The following is a 20,183-nucleotide window of genomic DNA, read 5'->3' on the forward strand; positions in this document are numbered from 1 at the left end:
CTGGGTCTGAGCTATATCCGAACTCTGTGCGTCGCCCCGGCAGTGCGGATCGCATTATCGTAGATAACGGTGACCCTATCGGTCAGACAGCAACCGTATCGGATGGGGCACTGGCTCGACGTCCCTGATGCTTTCGCCGAACGCGGCCATTTCGGCCTTCTCGCGGCACCACCCGGCGGATACGCGCACCGATGGCACCCGGTAAAAATTGTAAAAATGTTGACAATGTCTACAGGTAGTAGTGCGGAAGGGTGAGGCGGTCCAGGTCTTGATGCCTCAGTGCGCGATCTAGCCGTTCACCTGGCAGAATCGCGGGAACTCACCGGGCATGCGGGAAGATGAGGATACGGTGGAGATTCTCCGGCGTCAGTTCTGCAATGCAGATCTTGCTCGGCCCCTACGCCACGGCGTCCGCGATGCCCTCCGGCAGGCACTCCCCACAATGGTGGACATCGAGCTAATGGATGATGCATTGATCATTGTGAGTGAGCTGGTGCAAAACGTCAGTCAGCACACAGCTGGGCCCGGTGAACTCGTCATCAGCTTGGATACCGCGTCTGTGCTCATCGAGGTGGGGGATATCAGCACGACGGTCCCGTGTCCGCGACGGCCGGAACCTGAGCGCTCCGGTGGGCGTGGCCTGCTGTTGATCGAGGCACTCGCTCAACAGTGGGGGGTGCGCACCTGTCCTGACGGCAAGGCAGTTTGGGCTCGTTTGCCTGCCGCCTCAAACATCCCGTACCCGAGTGCGGTGTGAACGAGCGCATCTGCACGGAAGAGGGCTTCAACGAGATCCTGGCCGTCACCCGACATTGCCGCAGCATTGGACGTGTCGCCGATGTGAACCCTGGCCTTTGCCTGCTAGCGCTGAGAGGGCAATCTGTTCGATTTAGGGATGTTTCGGGTTTGAGGTAGGGCTGGCGGCAGGTTGTTCGGCGGGTTCGGCTGGGGTGGTGAGGACGAACTTCCCGGCGCCGATCTCGGTTAGGATTCCTCGTTTGACCAGGCGTTTCAGTTTGGCGCGGATGCCTTCGGTGTCCTTGGGTTCGGTGCCGAGGCCGATCGCCTGGCAGACGTCCTTGGCGCGCAGCGTCGGGTGGTCGCCGTCTTTGAAGGCGGTGAGGATCTGTTGGTAGACGGTGTTGTCGAGAGGGCCGTCGTTCGGGATCTCCGGCTCGTTCGCGCTGGTCAGCCGGGTGAGAGTGGTGCGGGTCGTGGCCAGATCGGACAGTTCGGTCTCGGCGGTGCGCAGTTCGTCGGTGAGTTTGCCGATCCGCTCGCGCAGATCGACGATGGCGGCTGCGGTGACGGTCTGCTGTTCGGTGATCAGGTCCATGATGGTCGTCATCAGACGAGAGCCTTTCCGGTGTTGCGCCAGGTCGGGGTGGTGGTGCCGGTGAGCCGGCGGGTCAGGTTCGCCGTCGACGCCCAGAGGGTGTGCGAGACGGTGGAGGCGGGCAGGCTCTCGTAGTCGCGGACCAGGCGGCGGTGCAGCATCAGAGTCCCGTGGACCTGTTCGACGACCCACCGCTTGGCGACCGGGACGAACCCGGGCCGCTGGTCGGTGCGTCTGACCTGTTCGACGGTGATGCCGAGGACCGCGCCGTGGATCATGACCTCGTCCTTGAACCCGGCGTCGACCCAGGCTCGGGTCACCGTCGGCGTGTGTTCGGCGACCTTGTCGAGCAGGTCGACGCCGATCGTGTTGTCGGTGGCCGACGCCGCGGTCACGACCACCGCGATGATCAGGCCGAGGACGTCCACGGCCAGGCCCCGTTTGCGCCCGGGGACCTTCTTGCCGGCGTCCTTGCCGGTCGTGGCTGCCGGGACATGGTTCGCGGTCTTGATCGACTGGGTGTCCAGCACCACCGCGGTCGGGTCCTCGGCCCTGCCGGCCCGTTCCCGGGCCTGACAGGGCAACAGATCGTGGATGGCCTGGTCAGTGCCGTCGTCGCGCCATAATCCGAAGTAGTAGTAAGCGGCGGAACCGGGCGGCAGATCGTGCGGCAGCAACGCCCACTGGCAGCCGGTCCGGTTCTGGTAGAACAACGCGTTGACGATCTCGCGCATCTCGTAGCGGCCCTCGTGACCCGACGGCGACGGCCGCCTCGACTTCCACGCCCGCAGGAACGGCTCGATCAGCGCCCACTGCGCGTCGGTGAGATCAGTTGAATACGCCTGACGTGCCATGAACAGGCACTACGCGGACCGTCAGGGCGGGTATCAACCCACTTCGCGATGTCACGACATCGAGCGACAGCGAAACCGTTGAAAGACTGTCAAGACATACTTCAATCCGCTAAATACCCGTATCCGAACTTATGACCCTCTGAGTCCTTCGAGAGTGAGGGCGGTAGCTGGTTTGGCTATGACGGTGTCGCTGGCCCCACCAGGGGCGGCTTGAAGTGGCTCCACCTGAGCCGAAGATCCCCACCATGACGGTTTCATCTGGCCCCGGTTCTCACCAGGCATTACTCGCCGTGAAGATCGGGAAGTGGGGCCGATTCAAGCCGTCTCTGTCGGCTTCAGGTGGGGCCACCGCAAGCCGTCATGGGTGGGTCAGCGACACCGTCATAGCCACTGGTTGGCACATTCGCCTATGAAGGCTGGTTCGGCCGCGGGTTCGAGAGCCGCCGATCCATGGCATGGAGAACCACCCCACGCGCCAACCATGTGATGTTCGTGAGAGCTGGAGCCACCTTGCTGGTGCAGGTGGCCGGCCTGGCGTCCGCACTGGTGGCTCTCATCCTTACGGACACCTGCCGAACACCCTGGCTCTCTGATTCGCGGACCGATGACTCTTCGTTACCGCGGACAGAATCAAGGGGCCCTGTCGAGGCGTGGTCGGCGCAGCAGCAGGCGGGAAGCCGATCGGGGCGTACGGGTCAGCCGGATGTGCGAGGGCGACTGGTCCCGACCAGTTCCAACAGATCGCCGGAGAGCGCAGCCAGGTGGGCGGCGGTCTGCTTGTGCTGGGTTGCGCTGGCTTCGCCATCTCGGGACACGCGGGCGGTGTCGGCGGCAGCGGCGTTGACCTGTTCGACGGCGAGGGTCTGCTGTTTGCTGGACAATTCGATCTCGTGAGTGGCGTCATTGGTCGTGGTCACGAGTCGGGCGATGGTGCGGAAAGCGGTGGTGGCTTCGTCGAAGTTGCGGGTGCCGGCGTCAACTGCTTGCGCGCCGGCTTCGGTGGACACGACGGTGGTGTTGACGGCGCCGCGGATCTCATCGATAAGGATGCGGATTTCTCTTGCTGAGGCTGCGGTGCGGTCGGCTAGTTTACGGATCTCCTCGGCGACGACGGCGAAGCGCCGGCCCTGTTCACCAGCGCCAGTGGCCTCGATGGTGGCGTTGATGGCCAAAATGTTGGTCTGCTCGGCGAGCTCGGCGACCAGTTGCACCACTGATCCGATCTGCTGGGACTTCTCGCCCAGGGCGAGCATGTGCTGCACGATCTGGTCCACCTGGGTGCGGATGACGGCGATGGAGGTTCGGGTCCGGTCGATGGTGGCGTCGCCGTGACGAGCGGCGGCCTCGGTGTCTTCGGCCGTCTTGGACACCCGTTGGGCACCGTCGGAGATCTGGCGAGAGGTGATCAGAAGCTCACTGATTGTCGCGGTGATCTCATTGAGGGCGGTCGCTTGGTCCCGGCCACCGCTGGCCTGCCGGGCGGCTGCCGTCTCCAGTTGTACTGATGAGCTTTGGATGTGGCCGACGGCGGTGCCTATCTGATGCCGCAGAGCCCGGTTGAGGCGCCGGGCGATGACCGTGCCACAGGCGACGGCGAGCACACCCAGCACGGTCACAGTGATGACGGCCTGGGTGGCTCGGGTAGCGGCGTGATCGCGGTCGAGCTCGACCTCTACACGTACCTGGTTGACGAGGTCGGCGTTGGCGTCTTGAACGCCCTGGCGGGCGGCAACCAGCTCTGTGGTGAGCAGTTGGCTGACCTGTGTCAGGTCCCGCAGCGTTTGCCGCCTCTGCAACAGCGGTGTCAGAACTGCGGTGTACTGGGTCTCCGCGACTGCGACATCGTTCAGTAGCCGTTCAGAACCTCGACCGTCGAGACCACGCTGGAGTTGAGCCGCTTGATCCAGGAAGACCTCGCGATCTCGCCGGGTTCGTTGTAGGTCTTCCGGTTTACCGGTGATCAGATACCCCCGGGCGCTGGAGCCACGGCCTTCCATCGCGGTACTCAATCGTTGTGCTCCGAGCAGGCTGTCTGTCGCAGCGGTTACCGCCGTGTTGTTGACGCGTACGACCAAGGTAAGCGCGGCCACCGAGGTGACAGCCATGAACAAAGTCAGCGTCAGGGTCAGCGCGAAGCCAGCCGTTAGTTTGCTGCCGAACGGGAGCCGGCTGATCATCAGGCCTCCTGAGCAGGACATGTCGAATCGGTGCCAGCACGGCTGCTCAAGCGGCCCCTACCAGCGATCAGGATCTTGATACCGAAGCGAGCGTGGCCCCCGATGAGAGCGTCCGACGCCGGTCGTCCTGGGTTGTCTCTTGAGCGCTGGTGCCTCAGAAATCGCGGGAATGTCACGCCCAGGATTGGCGGCGGTTATGGCGGCAGTAGCTAGATCCAAAGCCACATATGCATGGTATCGGGTTGCCGTAACCCTAGGGGTCGCATCGGCGCGGTCTGGGTTCCAAGAATCCAGGGAAGATCATGCTGGACCTTGCACTGACGGAGATCGTCGCGATGGTGCGCTGCCATACCCGCTGGAAGCTGCTCACGACGGCCGCCGAGGGCTGAGGGCTGAGGCAAGGAGGAGCAACCCTCGCCCGTCCGTCCGTCGCGTCCTACCAGCACACCGGGATCGAACGGCAGGGCGGGCCCGACGGCAGATCCGGGTTACCGGTGGCGCACCGGGGCAGCATCTGGGTCAATTCGGTGCCCTCTACGGGTAGCCCTGGCAGGTTCGAGTTGCATTTCGGTACGGACAAGGTGGGAAACTCGGGTGACGGAGGGACTATCGAGGATCCGTCGAGGCGCCAACGCCCAGTCTGTGCCGCACGGCATTTCTGCTGAGCGGTGACTTGTACTTGGCCGACCGACCATCTTGTCTCGAGGGCCTTGCTGAAGCTGCTGCGGCACCGGTGGCGGGTTTCAGGCCATGGATGATCTTGACAGTTTCACGCAGCGCGTACTACTGGGCTGCCTGCGGGACGAACGACGCCGGCGCTGGTGGTGCCGCCAGGGCCGGCCACCTTCGCCGCCCACTCATCGCCGCCAACTGTAGGTTCGTACCCGCCGTTGTGACCAGTGTCGCCTGGCACTCCGGTGGGCAGCTGCTGTCCTTCGATGACGTCGATGACCGTAGCGAGCTCCGTTACATCCCAGCAGGCACCCCAATGACCGAACGGCGCACTGGCTGGTGAGCGCGCAAGCACTCTGAGCTGGACGGGATCGCGATTCCCAAGGCTTCGACGACCGATCCTGCGGAGGTTCAACGGGAGCTGAGGGCGGCGCTCAGCCCTCGGAGGCAGGGGTCACTGCGCTGTCCCCCTTAAGGGTGTCTGCCGAGGCGCGGCGTTTGTCTTCGTGGGGCAGGTCGGCCACGGTGCGCTCCTTGTGGATGTCACCGCTGAGGAGCTGCTGCCCGGTGGCGGTTTCCTCATTATGGAACAACTGCTCGGCACCACAGACCGTTCGGCGTGGCGAGTGACCCCGTGTGAACGGTTCGCGTTCGAGGTGGGCCACTGCGCGTTGGACGGGCACGGGCACCTGCGCGTGCCGGGACGGTGTACCTGCGTAGCCGGGCCCGGCTGGCCTGCCCGCGTTCAGCACCGTCGATGAGCCGTTCCTCCAAGGGGGTCATCGCCGTCGACGGAGCGCCCGACGATGGTGTTGCCGGTGGACGCGGGATCCCCCGATACTTCAGCGGCCCGGCGGGCGATGTAGCTGTCGTCGACGGTGATGCCGTAGTACTCGTAAAGTCGGTCAACCTCGTCCCTACCGAGGGGCTCGTCGGCGTCGGCGTCAACGTTCGGCGCGTCCTTGACGGTCGCCTTGTCGAACGGCACGACCACTTGGTCGCCGCGCAGATCAGCATCATGAAGGGGGAGCAGCGACTCGCTGCTGCCGAACAGGCCGGTACGGACACTGGCCCAGAACGGCCGGCCGGTGGCGTCGGTCCATACTGCGCCGATCGAGCCGATCTTGTTGTTGTCAATGTCGATGACGTCGAGGCCGTACAGCGAACGAATGCTCTCCTGGGGGATCACAGGATGTTCCTCTCACCCGGCGGTGACAGCTATCACCTCTTCGATACCCCCGCTTTTCGGTATCACTCCCGGAGCGATCTCCGCTCTCCGAGAGGAAGGCACTACATTTAACCCTTTTAATGTCTTAGCCAGGGGATATCTCCTTTATATGGCGAAATGGGCAGTTTTTCTCCTACTTCCTGATTATCATTTGGATCCGCCACCGTTGTTTTGGCACCGCATTTTCGACGGCGGATCTCGTGTCCGCGAGTACATGGATGAACCGTTCAGAGGTGCCTCATCGTCACTTTCCATACGACGAATGTCCGATCCGAGCCGACAACCATGACATCCCGGAGTCCACGCTCCCGGCCGAGCGCTGGAAAGATCGCAGCGAGTCGGTCCGTAAGCCGCTAACCGGACACCAGCCCATGCCCGTCGACATCCTGTTCGGTGAAGCGGGTGTGCCAGATCGCGGCGGTTACGGCCGAGAGGTGCTGAGCGACTCGGGCGCCGGTGACTTTGATGCTGCGGCCGCGGCGCCGACCCTGTTCCGCGAGTCTGACGGTTGCCCCGAGGTCCCGGCCAATGTCACAAATCATACGGACCTGATCGACGGCGTCCCTACGGAACTGCGCGGGAGACTTCGAAGGATGTTAAACTGGGGAATTTCCCCAGACTGCTGACTGGTCTCAAAGATGTCCAGGCCCCACGGGGGAGCTTCAGGGGGTGAGTCTGCGCATCACGACGGCAGTCGCGGCGGCCAACAGTGTGCGGCCTTTGTCGGCGGCGTCGAGGCGGAGTGTGAGGTACGCGGTCCTTTCATCGGTGTTCTTGTTTCTGGCGATCAATGCAACCGCGAGCTGGATGGTGGCGCGCACTGATAGAGCCTCCGCGAACCCGTTCACCAGCTCCTGTCCACCGGCGTCGAGTACTGCCATGTCATCGTGCCCGCTGGGCAACGGCAGGTCTGGGTCGTAGGCGGCACAGATCCCTACCGTCAGCGGTGCCGTTGCGGCGGCGTCACGCCCGCATAAATCCAGTGTCGCCCGTACGGCGCCGCTGCCGGTGAATAGTGGCATCGATACGATGCTCAAACCCATCCCGGAAGCTGCCTCGCGGAAGCCGGGCCAGCTCATCGTGGCGGCAACATTGTCGCCGGTTGGCCCTGCCACACATCGCCCAAGCGGTGGCAGCAGATCGTTGTGGAACGCGAAGCGGTCGCCTGTCACCGTTGCGACCGGGTCCTGGCTGACCGCGACGGTGTACTGCCCGTCCTCGGGCTGCGGGGACACCGCTGCGTAGTCCACAGCCCCGATCCGGGAGGCCGCCAGCTGTGCCACCTTCTGCAGGCTGCTGCTGATGTCCGGCATGTCGTCTGGGGTCTCAGCGAGTACGGCGATCGCGTCGGCCAACGGCGATCGGGTGATGGTTGGAGTCCTCGTTGGTGGCGGTGTCATCTCCCGCTCCTTCTACACGCCAGCTTGGCAGGGTGACAGCGAATTTCTTCTACCCGAAGAACTGCCTCTCACACGATTGCGATTACTGCGAACAGCAGAGATCTCGTCAAGGCGGCGATCCACGGTCGGCGTGGGTTTACCCGTGCGGCGCGGGCAATAACGACCTCATCCGCTCGGATGTCTAGTCGCTGGCGGGCGGCCTTGACTGACCTGCCATACGTGGGCCCTAGATCTCTGACTGCACAACCCGGACTACCTGGTCGGCGAATTGTTCCTCAGATAGATGGCAGGCCTGTCAGGTCACTACCGGGGCATTGCCGGAAAGCTGCTGGTTACAGCGATCACTGACCCGGGCTGCCGAGGCGCTCCGGTGCGAGATCACCTCGGCAGGCGCCGCGTCGGTGATTTCGAACAGTGCGGGGATCGGCTGACCCGGTAGCTCCCAAGGGGGCGGAGCTTGTGACCGGAGCCCTGCCCGGGCGGAGCGGGACTGCATGACGCATGCCTAGTGTCTCTCCTCGGCCAAGCGATCGGGCTTGCGGCCGACGAGACCCTGGTGCGGTTCATCGGGGAGCACGACGGTGCGGCGAAGGCCTTCGACTTCGCCGCGTTTTCGGTGGCGCCCGCAGCACACGTGGGTGGTGCGGGTGTTCGTGCGCCGGGTGGGCCTGCTGCCGCCGGCAGCAGGCCCACCTCAGCGGATTTGGGCATTGGCTGCTGGGTAAACTCGCCGATGTTTCTGGGCGCGGCCGGCTCGCCGGTGCGTGCACCGGCGCAGGTAACGGGGGCCATGTCTAGGTGTTCCGTGACCGGCTCGCTGGGCTGCGTGTGCAGCAGTCATGCTTACTGCCCGGTGGGGGTGATGGTCTCGCTTCGGGATTCGTCGAGGGCCTCCGCGTTGCTGATGGCGGCGGGCAGGGTGAACCAGAATGATGCGCCGTGGTCGACGTCGAGGTCGAGCCAGATGCGGCCACCGTGGTACTCGATGATCTTCTTGACGACGGCTAGGCCGATGCCGGTGCCTTCGTACGCGTCGCGGGAGTGCAGGCGTTGGAAGATGACGAAGACTTTGTCGGCGTATTCGGGTTCGATGCCGATGCCGTTGTCGCGGACATTGATCTTCCATTCGGCGCCGTCCTGCAGTGTGCTGATGTGCACGACCGGTGCGGTGTCGGCGCGGCGGAATTTGAGCGCATTGCCGACGAGGTTGACGAATACCGTGGTCAGTAGGGGCTGCTCGCCGTGCACGGCCGGCAGTTGGTCGTAGGTGATCTGGGTATCGTCGGTGATCCGTGACTCAAGCTGGGCGGTTACCTCGGTCAAGACGTGGCCGAGGTCGACGCGGGTGAAAGCCGTGGTGACCCGGCCGATGCGGGAGAAGGCGAGCAGGTCGTTGATGAGCCGTTGCATGCGCTGGGCGCCGTCGACGGCGAAGCCGATGTACTGGTCGGCGCGGGTGTCGAGTTGGCCGGCGTAGCGGCGCTGCAGCAGTTGGCAGAAACTGGCGACCTTGCGCAGAGGCTCTTGCAGGTCGTGGGAGGCGACGTAGGCGAACTGCTCGAGGTCGCGGTTGGAACGGGCTAGCTCTTCGGCTTTCAGTTCCACCTCGCGTTTGGCGGCCTCAATCTGTGCTTGGGCGTGGCGGACGTCGGTGAGTTCGGTGACGATGCGCCGGCGCATGCGGTCGACATCGGTGGCCAGACTGCGTAGTTCCGGTGAGCCGCTGCTGATGATGTCGCGGTCGTAGTCACCTTCGGCGACGTGTCGTACCTGGGTGGCCAGGGCGGTGACCGGACGGCTGACGAGTCGGTCGATCAGCAGCAGCATGACGGCGCCGAAGGCCATCACGATGAGCGCGGCGGCGGCTTCCAAGGCGACCAGGACCGAGGCGGTGTCCCGCGCGCTGTCGGCCGCGTCGTTACGCAGGACGAGGATATCGGCGCGGAGTTGTTCCACCGAGGTGCGCAGGGCATCGAAACGGATGGTGCTCGCGGCGTCGTCGAAGGGCTGGGTGCCGATGGTTCCGGCTGTGATGGTCGGCTCGGCGATGTCCGCGCGCCACCGGTCCGCGCTCTGCCGGACCTGTTGCAGGTCGGCGCTGATCTCGGCGTGACCGTCTGTGCCGTTGAGGGCGTCGATCTCGGCCAGGAGCCGCTGTTCGGCTACCCTGCCCCGTTCGTAGGGCTGCAGGTTGTGCTGTTCACGGCTGAGCGCGAATCCGCGTACTGCGGTCTCTTGATCGAGGTAGGCGGCGAGGAGGTCCTGGCCGGCGATGCGCATGGGGCCGGTCTTGTTCAGCAGGACGTCAAGGTTACGGTTGCTGTCGGCGGCGGTCAGGACAGCGCTCGTGCCGACCGTGGCCATCAGGAGCCCCGCGACGGAGAACAGTGTTCCGACCCGGCGCCGTAGCGTCCATGACCGCAGGTGGGCCCAGCTCATGGTCGCGCTCCTCAGCTGAACAGTGGCACCGTTCGGATGAGCGGGCCCGGGTAGGTATGAAGGGCAATTGTGCCGCCCTGCCGGAATGAGGACTGTCACCGGGGCATTGGCCAGGCTCTAACTCCCTCGCTCTTGATGATCAGCCGGGCCGAGCTAGCCGGCAGCTTCAGGCAAGCGGGTCGGCGGTTGCCGACGACGGCGATCGTGCCTGCCCGAGGACATGTTTGAGGGGTTAATGCAGTGGCACTGCGGTTCACGATGATCCAGCGCAGTCGGGCTGCTGTCGCGTATCCAACGTGTCGAGCGGGGATCCGATGACAGGGGTGGGATCTCGGGGACAGCGGCCGGACAGGTGAGGATTCTTCGGTCCGGGAGCGCTAGGGCCCGGACCAGTCGTTCGCACCGTAGGACCCGGGTTGGGCGACTGTGCCACGACGGATGTGGCCAGGCGTCGTACTCGACCAGGCGGTCACCAAACAAGCAATGGTCGTTGAGCTCCGCGACCTTGACCGCGGCTCGCGGGAGTCAGTGGTGCCGAGGCGAGGGGCGCCGGGCTCCGAGTCGCCGCATCGGTGTGATGGGGCGGACGGAGAACGGAGACGTCGTATCCTTTCGACGCCGCACTCTGCCGGGTCGGGTTGTGTCGCGGTGCGGGACACGACGGCAGTGCCGGGCAGCCCCGTCCTCCGGTCCAGGCCCGGCAGAGTTCGTCCGGTGCCAGGACCTTTGACCGCCCGCGGTCCAGCGATTTGTCGTGGGCCAGCCGTACGCGGCTCATGCCGTCGGCCCCGGCCAAGGGGCGATCAGCCGGTACCGGTCGGTTACCACCAGATCATGGGCCAGCGTTGACGTTCTCCGGTTCTACACCGTCCCCTGTCTTCCTGCATGTCGGTCACTCGGTACGCGGGACTCGGAGCCGGTTGGCTGGCGGATTGGTCACCCGGCCGCCTTCTTCGATCGCCGGCTCCGAGAGCTCCACGACGGCGCTGCGCCGATGCGCCGTAGTTCAGGAAGGCACTTCGTCGGCGGGGACGAAGTCGCATGACCCGGGGTGGTGCAGCGGCAGCACGCAGGTCCGGCCGGTGGGCAGGTGAACATGCGCGCACGCGCCCCTGTCAGCGAGCGCGCCGTTCACTGATGGATTGTGGATTTCGATGCGTTCCGGCACGGAGGCCTTGTCGGATTGTGCGGCAGGATGATCATCGGCGTCGGTGGGAACCATAGCGATCTACCTTCCATCGATGTGGTTGGTTCAGCATGGTGCTGGACGGTCCTGCCGGGTCAGCACGGGAGCTGGGGGACAGGAGGTCAGACGCCGGCGAGATCAGCGGGGGAGGTGACGGTGCCGTGGTAGGTGTAGGCGGCTTGGTGGACGGCGTCGTCGGTTTCGAGCCCGGCCCCGAGAGCGCCGCCAACGGTGGCTAGGGAACTGGTGAACCAGGCTAGATGTAGGTAGTCGCCGATTCCCACGGGGTGGGCCAGTGCTTCGCTGAGCAGGCCGGGAAGAACGAAGACGGCGGTCAGGGCGATGGCAAGAATGAACAGAGTCGTATAGAGGGCGCCGACGCCGATGATCACGGTGGCTGTCGTTGCCGCATTAAACAGCGCCACCTGACGTCGCTGCCCGGTTCGATCGACTCGCTCCCACAGGCCGCCACCGACGATCAAGGTGACGATGACCGCCACAACCGCGGCTACGGCGATACCAGTCAGCCGCCAGGATCCGGCAGCGTCGGCGAACCGCCAGATGTCCGGGGTCAGCAGGGCGAACACCCCCGCAGCTACCGCCGCGGTCAAGGACCGGGACAGGCCTGCAGCGAGCCGCCAGGGGCGGTTCGCTCGGATCATCCCGGTCAGCAGGCTGACATTGCCGGTCACCGTCCGGGCCGTCATCAACCAGCCGACCTCGGCGTCGTCGGGCTCGGCAGCCAGCTCACGCAGCCGCCTGGTGGCCTCGCCATCGCCGCAGTGTCCGCCGGTGGTGTTGCCGGCGAGCACCGCTATCAAGTGGATCACGATGTCGCGGGCCTGCCGGCGGGCGTTGATCACGCCGAGTGCGGGAACGCTGAGCAGGCCAACGCAGTGCAGCGGGCTCGCATGCGCCTGAACCGGCCGGCGTCCGACCTGCACCGGAATATCGGTCAGGCAGATCGCGAGATCCCAGTCATGGTCGAGCAGCCGGACACGTGTAGCCGCGACAAGATCGTCGTCATCGGCCGGCGGCTGCACCACGGCGTCGTGCACCACCACGACCCGCCAGCCGATCTGCGGAAAGCGCTCCTGTAGACGACGATGCAGATCATCGCTGAAGTCCTGGCCGGTCCACGAGGGCAGCCGCGGCGCCACCAGCAGACCGACCACCGCCTCCACAGTGGGTGTGGTCATCGGCGCCCACCACAAAGCTGAGCTCGGGGACAGTGCGAATTCCGCTGATCGTCACAGGTCACGAGCCGTCGGATACCCGAGCCGGCGGCAACGGACACCGCAGCGTTACAGGTATCCAGCGTCCGCGCCCGAGTGATCCTTGAAACGGCTGCTGCCGGGGTGGGCAATGTCAGGCGGTCAGAGGTTCTGGGTTTCGGTGGTTGAGGAATGCAGCTCGGCAGTGGTGCCGGTGATGAACCGTCCAGTGGTGGCACTGCGGTTGACCTCGCGGTCTTCGTCCTGGTCGGAGTGGTTGCCGCCGACGTGCTCGGTGACGGTGTAGTCTGGGTCGCGCTGGGCGGTGTTGTCTTTGACGAACCGTCCGCTACGGGTGCTGCGGTTCACTTCGTGCTCATCGGCGGTCATCGCACATCTCCTCCAACATTGACTACTGCCACTCTGTAGTTCCCCGAACGACTCGGGTGAAACGGCTGACGTGCCGCGGCATGGCGGCGCCGGCGATCGTGATATTTAACGACTTGTATAAAGAAGAATCCTGCGATGGCTGTCCCGCGATGAGAGAGGTCGTGGTGCGTGGCTGATGGGCGTGGTCCGCCTCGCGCCATGATGCGTTCGGCTGTACCGAGTTCGCATCGGCCCTGATCATGGGTATGGGCATCTGTGCCGAGGGACAGGAGGTCAATGGTGATGTGGGAATCGGGCCGGTCCTGGAATTGCTCATGGTCGATGACGGCGGCGCACGTGTGCTGAGGGTCGAAGTGGTCTGGAAGAGGGGCGCCGCGTCGCCCGGGCTGAGCCGAGCCGCCGACGGGCATGCGGCTGCAGGGCTGCTGAAGGCCGGATCGGTACCGTCGAGGTTTCCGATCTGATCCCGCTGGACCCGAGCATGCCGCCGATGGGCGGGTTGGATGAGCTGACCTGGCTCGATGAGCAGGTTCCGGTTTCGGCGCGCCGCTGGTCCGGGCTCGTGCGGATGCGATGGGTCCAGGCAGGATCCTGGAGTCAGCCAGGACGGCATCGTCGTTATATGGGCAAGGGGTTACCGCGCCGCCGGGCTCGGTGTTGCGGACCGTAACACCCGGCGGGTTACCCGTAGATCACGCACGCTGTACAGCGGTATCGCTGGTGGCACCGGCCTGCCCCGGCGGGCGTCTTCCCATGGTGGGGTGCCAGGGCAGGCTTGCGCAGTGTCCGCTAGCGGCGGCCGCTGTCTTCGTGACCGTCAAACTCGATCTGTTCCTTACGGACCTCGCCGGAGACGGTCTCCTCGTCGCGGACCGTCTCCTTGTTTAGACGAACCCGTTCGACCGGGACCGCTTCGGTGGCCACGACGGGCCGCTCCGCGTGCAGGGTGACCTCGTGCTCGGACTCGGAGATCTCCGGGCCGTCATAGGCGTCGCCGGCGTTCGCGTCGGTGATCGGCTCGCGTTCGAGACGGACCTCTTCACGTTGGACGGGAACGGTGATCTGCTGTTGCTCGGTGACCACGTGCTTACGCAGCCGCGCCTTGCCGGCTTCTTCGGTGCGGGTGTCGGTGACCAGCCGCTCTTCGGAACGCGTCATCGACGCATCCCCGCTGGCGTGACCGGCGCCGGTGCCGGTGTCGCGATCCGGGTAGCTGGCGCTGCTGCGGTAGGTCGAGGAGCCGGTCTGGAGGTCGCCGGCACCGGGGAGCCCGTAGAAGGTGTAGAGCTCGTTCTCCTCGGCGTGGGTGAGCCCTCCGTCAGCGTCGATACGCGGTGCGTCCTTGATCTGATCCTTGGGGTAGGCCACGGTGACCCGGTCGTCGGTGAGGGTGGCGTCGCGTAGCGGCACGAACGTCTCCTTGGTGCCGAACAGACCGGTCTTGACGGTCACCCATTCAGGGCTGCCGTCCTGGGCGTCGAGGTAGACCTGACCGACGGTGCCGATCTTGTCGCCGGTGGTGTCGTGGACGTCGGCCTCGTTGAGCCGGGCGATGTCGTTCTGGGTGATCACGACAGGTCCTTTCCGCAGGGGGCTCACGATCGCAGCACATATCACCGCCTCAAGGCCCGTGCAGGATTTACCGACCTGCGGGCTTTGGGGAGTGGCCGCTGAATCGCTTTGACAGTCCTGCAGTGCCCTCCCGTTTAAGGCATAAACTGAGGATCATTGCCTACGCATTTCACCCGCGTGGGGGCTTTACTTGTCCTCGGTCAGCCGCCGTGGCCGCCGTGGGCGCGGGAGTAGTAAGGCCACTCGGTCGAGGAGGGCTTCGAGGGCTTCTTCGAAGTCCTGGGCGGCGACGTCGATGGACAGGTGCGGTTCGAGGCGTTGCAGGATCGGGTAGTTTCTCAGGTCTTCGATCGGGGATACGTCGGGTTCCTCGACGGGGCCGGTTTCGACGCCGTGGCCGGCCACTTCGAGGAGCAGGTGCCCGAGCAGGAAGCTGCTGAACGCGCGGTAGACGGCGGCGGCGTTCTCGTCGGAGAATCCGGCCTCGGTCATCACCTCCAGCAGGGATTCGATCCAACGCAGGCTGCGCAGCGGCGGCCTCACCCACGGCGCGGCAGGCGGCCGGGTGGCCACCAGGGGAAAGACCTCGGGGTGAGCCAGGGCGATACGACGCAGGCCGTGGGCGAGTCGTTGCAGGTAGTCGACCCAGCCGGCATGTGCTTCTAGATGGACGTCGGGGTCACCGAACAGCTCGTCGACGACGGTTTCGACCACCCCGTCCAGCAGCGCCTCCCGGCCGGGCACGTACCGGTACAGGGCCATGCCCTCCACGCCCAGATAGGCGCCGAGGCGTTGCATGGTCAGCGCCCGCAGCCCGTTCTCGTCGATGAACCGCACCGCCGCCCCGAGGATGCGCCGCTGGTCCAGGCCGCTGCGGACGGTATCCGTCTTGCCAGCCGGGGTAGCCGCAGCCGCGTCGCCGCGCGTTTGCGGCGTGTCCGGGTCCGTCATTATGTACCCCCGCGTGTTGCTGTGTGCCCTCGCATACCTCGCAAGAGTCCCATAGACGACGGTCCCGTGCCGACCATGGCGAGCCCGTCAAGCGGCGCGAACGGCACCCATGACAGACCGGCCGGTTTACATGAACATCTTTCAAGCCGACGTTTAGTACATAAACTCCGCCAAGAAAATAATGGAACGCGGGGATTAAACGATCGTCGTGATGGGGATTGCTGCTATAGCAGCCAGATCTATGCAGGAGGCGTGCCATGAGTGCTGACCGAGACGGCGCCCGCCGTGAGGACGCCGATCCCGACGCGGTCGCGACCACCAGGACCGGTGACGACAAGCCGTACGACTTGAGCGCGCCGTCACCGGACGCCGGCCCGGACAGCCCTGCCGGCTTGAAGGGCAAGGGACTGTTCGCGGCGCTCAAGCGCACGTTCAAGCAGTACTCGCAGGACAACCTGTCCGACTGGTCGGCCGCGCTAACCTACTACGGCGTCCTGTCGATCTTCCCCGGCCTGCTGGTCATCGTGTCCCTGCTCGGCATGCTCAGCCACAACGGGCAGAAGACGGTGCAGGACGCGGTGCAGCAGCTGGCCCCGAACCAGCAACTTCAGGAACTCGTCAACACTGTGCTGACTCAGGTGAAAGATCCTGGTCAGGCCGGGGCCGCCGCGATCATCGGTCTCGTGGTCGCGTTCTGGTCCGCGTCCGGCTACACAGCAGCGTTCATGCGCGCCTCCAATGCCGTCTACGACGTACCCGAAGGCCGCCCGATCTGGAAGACCCTGCCCATCCGGGTCGGCGTCACTGCGGTGGTCGGCGTGATGATGGTGGTGTCCGCGGCGATCGTCATCTTTACTGGCGACCTCGCCAAGATCGTCGGTGACAAGATCGGCCTCGGTGACGCGGCGGTCACCACATGGGGCATCGTCAAGTGGCCGGTGCTGCTGCTCCTGGTCAGCCTGATGTTCGCCATCCTGTACTGGGCGTCCCCGAATGCGAAGACCGGCGGCTTCCGGTGGGTCTCTCCGGGCGGCCTGTTCGCGGTGCTGCTGTGGATCCTTGCGTCGGTCGCGTTCGCGATCTACCTGGCGAACTTCGCCAACTACAACAAGACCTACGGCACTCTCGGCGGTGTGATCGCGTTCCTGGTCTGGATGTGGATCAGCAACATCGCGATCCTGCTCGGTGCGGAACTCGACGCCGAACTCGAACGCGGGCGGGCCATCGCCGCCGGGCATGACCCGGCCGACGAACCGTTCCTCGAGCTACGCGACGACCGCAAGATCAAACCTGGCAGCGAACAAGGGCTGAGCACCAGCTGACCACTCGCCTGCCGGTGCTGAACGGACAGCGACGACGCTCACAGTGACAGACCCGGCAACCGACAGGGCCGATTCAAACCAGTCACCAGCAACGGGCAGGAGGCCGTGGCAGCCCACGAAGTCCTATCAGAAGAAACATCGGTGGTGAGCGCCATCGCCTCCAGCCAAGAGAAAACCGGCGACGCCACATCGACGACGAAACCACCGGCCAGCCTTTGAGCCACGAACCCCATCCAGGGCCGGCGCGGCCCGCCGGAAATCAGAGGGAGTAGAACGATGTCGGATGGATATCCTCACGAGTCGCCGTCGGCGGCATCCACCGGTGACCTGGTAAGTCAGGCCGCCGCGCAGATCTCGACGCTGGTACGCGACGAGCTCGCCCTGGCCAAACTAGAGCTGGCGGAAAAAGGCAAAAGGGCCGGCGTCGGTGGCGGCCTGCTCGGTGGCGGGGCGGTGCTCGGCCTCTATGGACTCGGCCTGCTGCTGGCCCTAGCGGTGGTACTGCTGGATCTGGTCTGGCCATTGTGGCTGGCCCTGCTCACCGTCCTAGTCGTGGTGCTCGCCGCAGCGGGTATAGCCGCACTGCTGGGCAAGAAGAAGCTGACGGCCGCCGTGCCGCCAGTACCCTCCGACGCCGTCGCCAGCACGCAGGCCGACGTGCGAGCCGTGAAGAACGCCGTACGGGAAGGACGATCCTGACATGAACGAGCCGGCAACACCCACCGATCCGCAGCAGCTGCGCGCCGAGATCGAACAGAAACGCGCCGATCTCGGCGACACCGTCCAGCAACTGGCCGCCAAAGCCGATGTGAAGACCCGCGCCAAGCAGGCCCTCGGCGACGCCACCGACAAGACTAAGCAGAGACTGGCCGACATCAGGGGCCGGACGGCCGAGGCAGCCGACACGGCGAAGGACAAGCCCGCAACAGCCCAGCAGAAGCTGGCCGACTCCGACCTGCCGGCACCGCTACGCCGCCCCCTGCCGTTGGCTGTGATCGCTGCTGCAACCGTCGCAGCCATCATTACCGTGATCGTCGTGGCCCGGCGCAGGCGCTCGTAGGTATCGCCCCGCCACGATCGCGTCAAAGGCGTTCGGGCTGGCTGCGCGGCATTACTGTCGGACCGGTCCACGTGCAATTGCAAACTCGTCGGGCACGACGACGCTAAAGCCGGCTAGGACCGCGAGGTTGCAACGAAATTCTGAAGGCCGCAGTAGGCCGCGGCGGTCCTACCGCCGTGCAGAAGCGACCAATCAACAGCCTGACTCGACTGCATCACCCTGCCCATCAATGAGGAGATCGGAAAGCCCATGAAAATTTTGAGACTCGCCACCGGTTTCGCTGTCGGCTACGTGCTCGGCAGCCGCGCCGGCCGTGACAAATACGAGCAGATCGTGGCCAAAGCGCGAGAAGCCCAGAACCATCCCGCTATGACCCAGGCAAAGCAAAAGGTCAACCAAGTGATCGGCGCCACGACGAGCACCGTCACGCCCCGTACCGATCCGATCCTGACCCAAGCGCCAGCCGTCGGTCTCACCTCAACGCTGCCGGACGTGAGCCCCACCACCTCGTCTCCCTCAACCGCTAATCCGGGCACACGGCGCGGACCGTCAAGCAGCCGCCCGTCGCCTACGGGCACGGATGACCCACTCACCTGAGGCCGGAGGACGTGACCGCTGGCAGCCCGCGTATGGCGACGGCGTCACTGCGTTGCGCCCGGTCTCTACCGGGTACGGGCCGAGCGCTGGTGCGTTCCCGGGGAGCCAAGCGGTCAGCTCCTCGTCGCTGTACGCGGAAAGGTTCGACACCTTCGGTGTCGCGGATGCTCCTTCCGGGACTATCCCGGGGTGGGACTGCTGGTCGTCAGCGCATTATGACCGGCTCGTTGGCGGCCCGGCGTGTCGTGCAGCGAAGCGGTATCCAAACCCATGCGCTCCTGGTCGACCTCGTTCTGGTCCCCAGCACAGCGACCATGATCCTCGCGTTCCGGTTGGGAGGCCCTGGAGTCCGGTCATGAGACCGTCCAGCGCCTTTGCGAGCGGGAACTTAGTGATCTCAGCCAGCCACGTTTGGGCTCCGGCCAGGACGAGGCTCATGTCACGGCAAGTCGATACCGGCGGCGCGGGCTCGCCGATGACGGCTCGAAGGTGATCGACGCGAGTGCTGAATGGGTGCAATAGTCCGATGCCTGCACCCTGTGGACGCGATCTGTGTACAACCACCTTCTGGCGCTATCCGCCCGCGTCAACTAATCAGAAAGTGTGGTCTCGTAAACGGAATCTCGGTGCCCCGCGGGCGTGGGCAACAACGATGTCGCCGCTTCGTCGATGTGCGCCATCCGGCTACCGGTTCAGCGACGGCGGCGGCCTCTGTGAACAATCGAAGCCGTAAGGCCGCATCCTCTCCATACTCGCCACCACCACCACGTTTTCCTGGGCCCCGCCGGGGTAACCTGCGTTCACCTCGGTGTAGTTCGTTCTCCTCGTCGTTCGATGCGGGTGAGCAACGCCGTGGTGTCAGAGAACGCGCCACGCGGTCTGCGACCGCTTGCCAAGGAGTAGAGATGACTACCGGCACCGTGAAGTGGTTCAATGCCGACAAGGGCTTCGGCTTCATTACCCCGGACGACGGCGGCGCCGACGTGTTCGCCCACTTCTCCGCCATCTCGACGAGCGGCTACCGCAGCCTCGACGAGAACCAGAAGGTGGAGTTCGACATCACCCAGGGCCAGAAGGGCCCTCAGGCGGAGAACATCCGCCCGCTCTGATGCGCTCGGCGTGAACGGCGGCCTGACTGGTTCAGCAGGCCGCCATTGTTTTCCGCATTGATCAGACCTGGTGAATGCGCCCAGATCGACAGAGCCCGGGTACGGCAGTGGCTGGATGCACCAGTGGGGTTAACTGCGGCCGCCGCCCCGGGCCATGCCACCCGTCTTCTAGACGGCGCCGATGTGCCGGGACCGCCGACAGGACACGCCAGCCTGGAAGCCCGAGGCCTGATGGTGTAATGCGCAGAGCTTCACATCCGCCAAGAGTTGGAGCGGACAATAAGAATGCGAGAGTCGGTCGTCAGCGCTCCGCGTGGAAGGCTTTGGCAATCGCCGTGGGGATGCGCCCTCGATCCGAGACCTCATGACCGTTTTTCGCGGCCCATTCCCGAATGGCCTGGTTCTGGCTCCGGTTCGTCCGTGTGGGCTGCGACGGGCGAGATACGATATGCTCGCACGCTCCAGTACGGCCTACGCGGGAGGCGGCAGCGAGGTAGGGGTCAAGGGATTTGCGGAGCTTGCCGACGTTCTTCTCAGACAGATCGATGGTGTAGTTGACGCCGTCGAGTCCGAAATCGACCGTGCGATCGGCCTCTCCGCCGTCCAGGTCATCGATGAGGACCGTGATGATTTGCTTGGACATGAGGTATCGCCTCCGGGAAAGCGGCTTGCGCTG

19 protein-coding genes are annotated in these 20,183 nt (G+C 65.0%); 7 read left to right on the forward strand and 12 right to left on the reverse strand.

Features of this window, described 5'->3' with window-relative positions; all coding sequences use genetic code 11:
• The first annotated feature begins 328 nt into the window (after positions 1 to 328).
• Entirely contained in the window at positions 329 to 757 is a 429-nt protein-coding gene (locus tag Aco03nite_RS50065) for an ATP-binding protein (RefSeq protein WP_344316752.1), read from the forward strand.
• A 132-nt stretch (positions 758 to 889) separates the two neighbouring features.
• On the opposite strand, the gene Aco03nite_RS50070 is transcribed toward Aco03nite_RS50065, so the two are convergent.
• From Aco03nite_RS50070 to Aco03nite_RS50085, 4 genes are all read right to left on the reverse strand, one after another.
• Positions 890 to 1,348 (reverse strand): hypothetical protein, encoded by a 459-nt coding sequence (locus tag Aco03nite_RS50070; RefSeq protein WP_203809889.1) that lies wholly within the window; start codon positions 1,346 to 1,348, stop codon positions 890 to 892.
• Complete coding sequence (locus Aco03nite_RS50075; protein ID WP_203809891.1) at positions 1,348 to 2,190, reverse strand: IS5 family transposase; 843 nt, start codon at positions 2,188 to 2,190, stop codon at positions 1,348 to 1,350. The genes Aco03nite_RS50070 and Aco03nite_RS50075 overlap by 1 nt, the downstream gene beginning before the upstream one ends.
• A gap of 695 nt (positions 2,191 to 2,885) precedes the next feature.
• Positions 2,886 to 4,367, reverse strand: a complete 1,482-nt coding sequence (locus tag Aco03nite_RS50080) for a methyl-accepting chemotaxis protein (RefSeq protein WP_203809893.1) — start codon at positions 4,365 to 4,367, stop codon at positions 2,886 to 2,888.
• 1,417 nt (positions 4,368 to 5,784) lie between these two features.
• Positions 5,785 to 6,228 (reverse strand): PRC-barrel domain-containing protein, encoded by a 444-nt coding sequence (locus Aco03nite_RS50085; protein WP_203809894.1) that lies wholly within the window; start codon positions 6,226 to 6,228, stop codon positions 5,785 to 5,787.
• 257 nt (positions 6,229 to 6,485) lie between these two features.
• Here Aco03nite_RS50085 and Aco03nite_RS50090 point away from each other — a divergent pair, with 257 nt between their 5' ends.
• Positions 6,486 to 6,893, forward strand: a complete 408-nt coding sequence (locus Aco03nite_RS50090; RefSeq protein WP_203809896.1) for a hypothetical protein — start codon at positions 6,486 to 6,488, stop codon at positions 6,891 to 6,893.
• Positions 6,894 to 6,929: 36 nt separating this feature from the next.
• On the opposite strand, the gene Aco03nite_RS50095 is transcribed toward Aco03nite_RS50090, so the two are convergent.
• The 7 genes from Aco03nite_RS50095 to Aco03nite_RS50125 all read right to left on the reverse strand — a co-directional run bounded on the left by Aco03nite_RS50095 (position 6,930) and on the right by Aco03nite_RS50125 (position 15,419).
• Positions 6,930 to 7,622: an ANTAR domain-containing protein gene (locus Aco03nite_RS50095; RefSeq protein ID WP_203809898.1), complete on the reverse strand. Its 693-nt coding sequence runs from the start codon at positions 7,620 to 7,622 to the stop codon at positions 6,930 to 6,932.
• Positions 7,623 to 8,510: 888 nt separating this feature from the next.
• A complete protein-coding gene (locus Aco03nite_RS50100; protein ID WP_203809900.1) occupies positions 8,511 to 10,106 on the reverse strand; it encodes a sensor histidine kinase in 1,596 nt (531 codons plus the stop codon).
• 1,006 nt (positions 10,107 to 11,112) lie between these two features.
• Positions 11,113 to 11,328: a hypothetical protein gene (locus Aco03nite_RS50105; RefSeq protein ID WP_203809902.1), complete on the reverse strand. Its 216-nt coding sequence runs from the start codon at positions 11,326 to 11,328 to the stop codon at positions 11,113 to 11,115.
• An 86-nt stretch (positions 11,329 to 11,414) separates the two neighbouring features.
• Entirely contained in the window at positions 11,415 to 12,467 is a 1,053-nt protein-coding gene (locus tag Aco03nite_RS50110) for a hypothetical protein (RefSeq protein ID WP_239146101.1), read from the reverse strand.
• A gap of 201 nt (positions 12,468 to 12,668) precedes the next feature.
• Positions 12,669 to 12,896: a hypothetical protein gene (locus tag Aco03nite_RS50115; RefSeq protein ID WP_203809906.1), complete on the reverse strand. Its 228-nt coding sequence runs from the start codon at positions 12,894 to 12,896 to the stop codon at positions 12,669 to 12,671.
• Positions 12,897 to 13,685: 789 nt separating this feature from the next.
• The gene (locus Aco03nite_RS50120) at positions 13,686 to 14,468 is read right to left on the reverse strand and encodes a PRC and DUF2382 domain-containing protein (RefSeq protein WP_203809908.1); all 783 of its coding nucleotides are present in this window, start codon (positions 14,466 to 14,468) and stop codon (positions 13,686 to 13,688) included.
• Positions 14,469 to 14,654: 186 nt separating this feature from the next.
• A complete protein-coding gene (locus Aco03nite_RS50125) occupies positions 14,655 to 15,419 on the reverse strand; it encodes a TetR/AcrR family transcriptional regulator (protein WP_239146102.1) in 765 nt (254 codons plus the stop codon).
• A 257-nt stretch (positions 15,420 to 15,676) separates the two neighbouring features.
• Here Aco03nite_RS50125 and Aco03nite_RS50130 point away from each other — a divergent pair, with 257 nt between their 5' ends.
• The 5 genes from Aco03nite_RS50130 to cspE all read left to right on the forward strand — a co-directional run bounded on the left by Aco03nite_RS50130 (position 15,677) and on the right by cspE (position 19,507).
• Entirely contained in the window at positions 15,677 to 16,741 is a 1,065-nt protein-coding gene (locus Aco03nite_RS50130) for a YihY/virulence factor BrkB family protein (RefSeq protein ID WP_203809910.1), read from the forward strand.
• A 276-nt stretch (positions 16,742 to 17,017) separates the two neighbouring features.
• A complete protein-coding gene (locus Aco03nite_RS50135; RefSeq protein WP_203809912.1) occupies positions 17,018 to 17,440 on the forward strand; it encodes a phage holin family protein in 423 nt (140 codons plus the stop codon).
• A gap of 1 nt (position 17,441) precedes the next feature.
• Complete coding sequence (locus Aco03nite_RS50140) at positions 17,442 to 17,801, forward strand: DUF3618 domain-containing protein (RefSeq protein WP_203809914.1); 360 nt, start codon at positions 17,442 to 17,444, stop codon at positions 17,799 to 17,801.
• 249 nt (positions 17,802 to 18,050) lie between these two features.
• Positions 18,051 to 18,398, forward strand: coding sequence for a hypothetical protein (locus Aco03nite_RS50145; RefSeq protein WP_203809916.1), 348 nt, complete (start codon positions 18,051 to 18,053; stop codon positions 18,396 to 18,398).
• A gap of 905 nt (positions 18,399 to 19,303) precedes the next feature.
• Complete coding sequence (gene cspE / locus Aco03nite_RS50150; RefSeq protein WP_203809918.1) at positions 19,304 to 19,507, forward strand: transcription antiterminator/RNA stability regulator CspE; 204 nt, start codon at positions 19,304 to 19,306, stop codon at positions 19,505 to 19,507.
• Positions 19,508 to 19,808: 301 nt separating this feature from the next.
• Here the strand turns inward: cspE and Aco03nite_RS50155 are convergent, their stop codons facing one another.
• Entirely contained in the window at positions 19,809 to 20,150 is a 342-nt protein-coding gene (locus Aco03nite_RS50155) for a histone-like nucleoid-structuring protein Lsr2 (RefSeq protein ID WP_203809920.1), read from the reverse strand.
• Positions 20,151 to 20,183 lie beyond the last annotated feature (33 nt).

The sequence above is a fragment of the Actinoplanes couchii genome (genome assembly GCF_016862075.1).
GTDB lineage: Bacteria > Actinomycetota > Actinomycetes > Mycobacteriales > Micromonosporaceae > Actinoplanes > Actinoplanes couchii.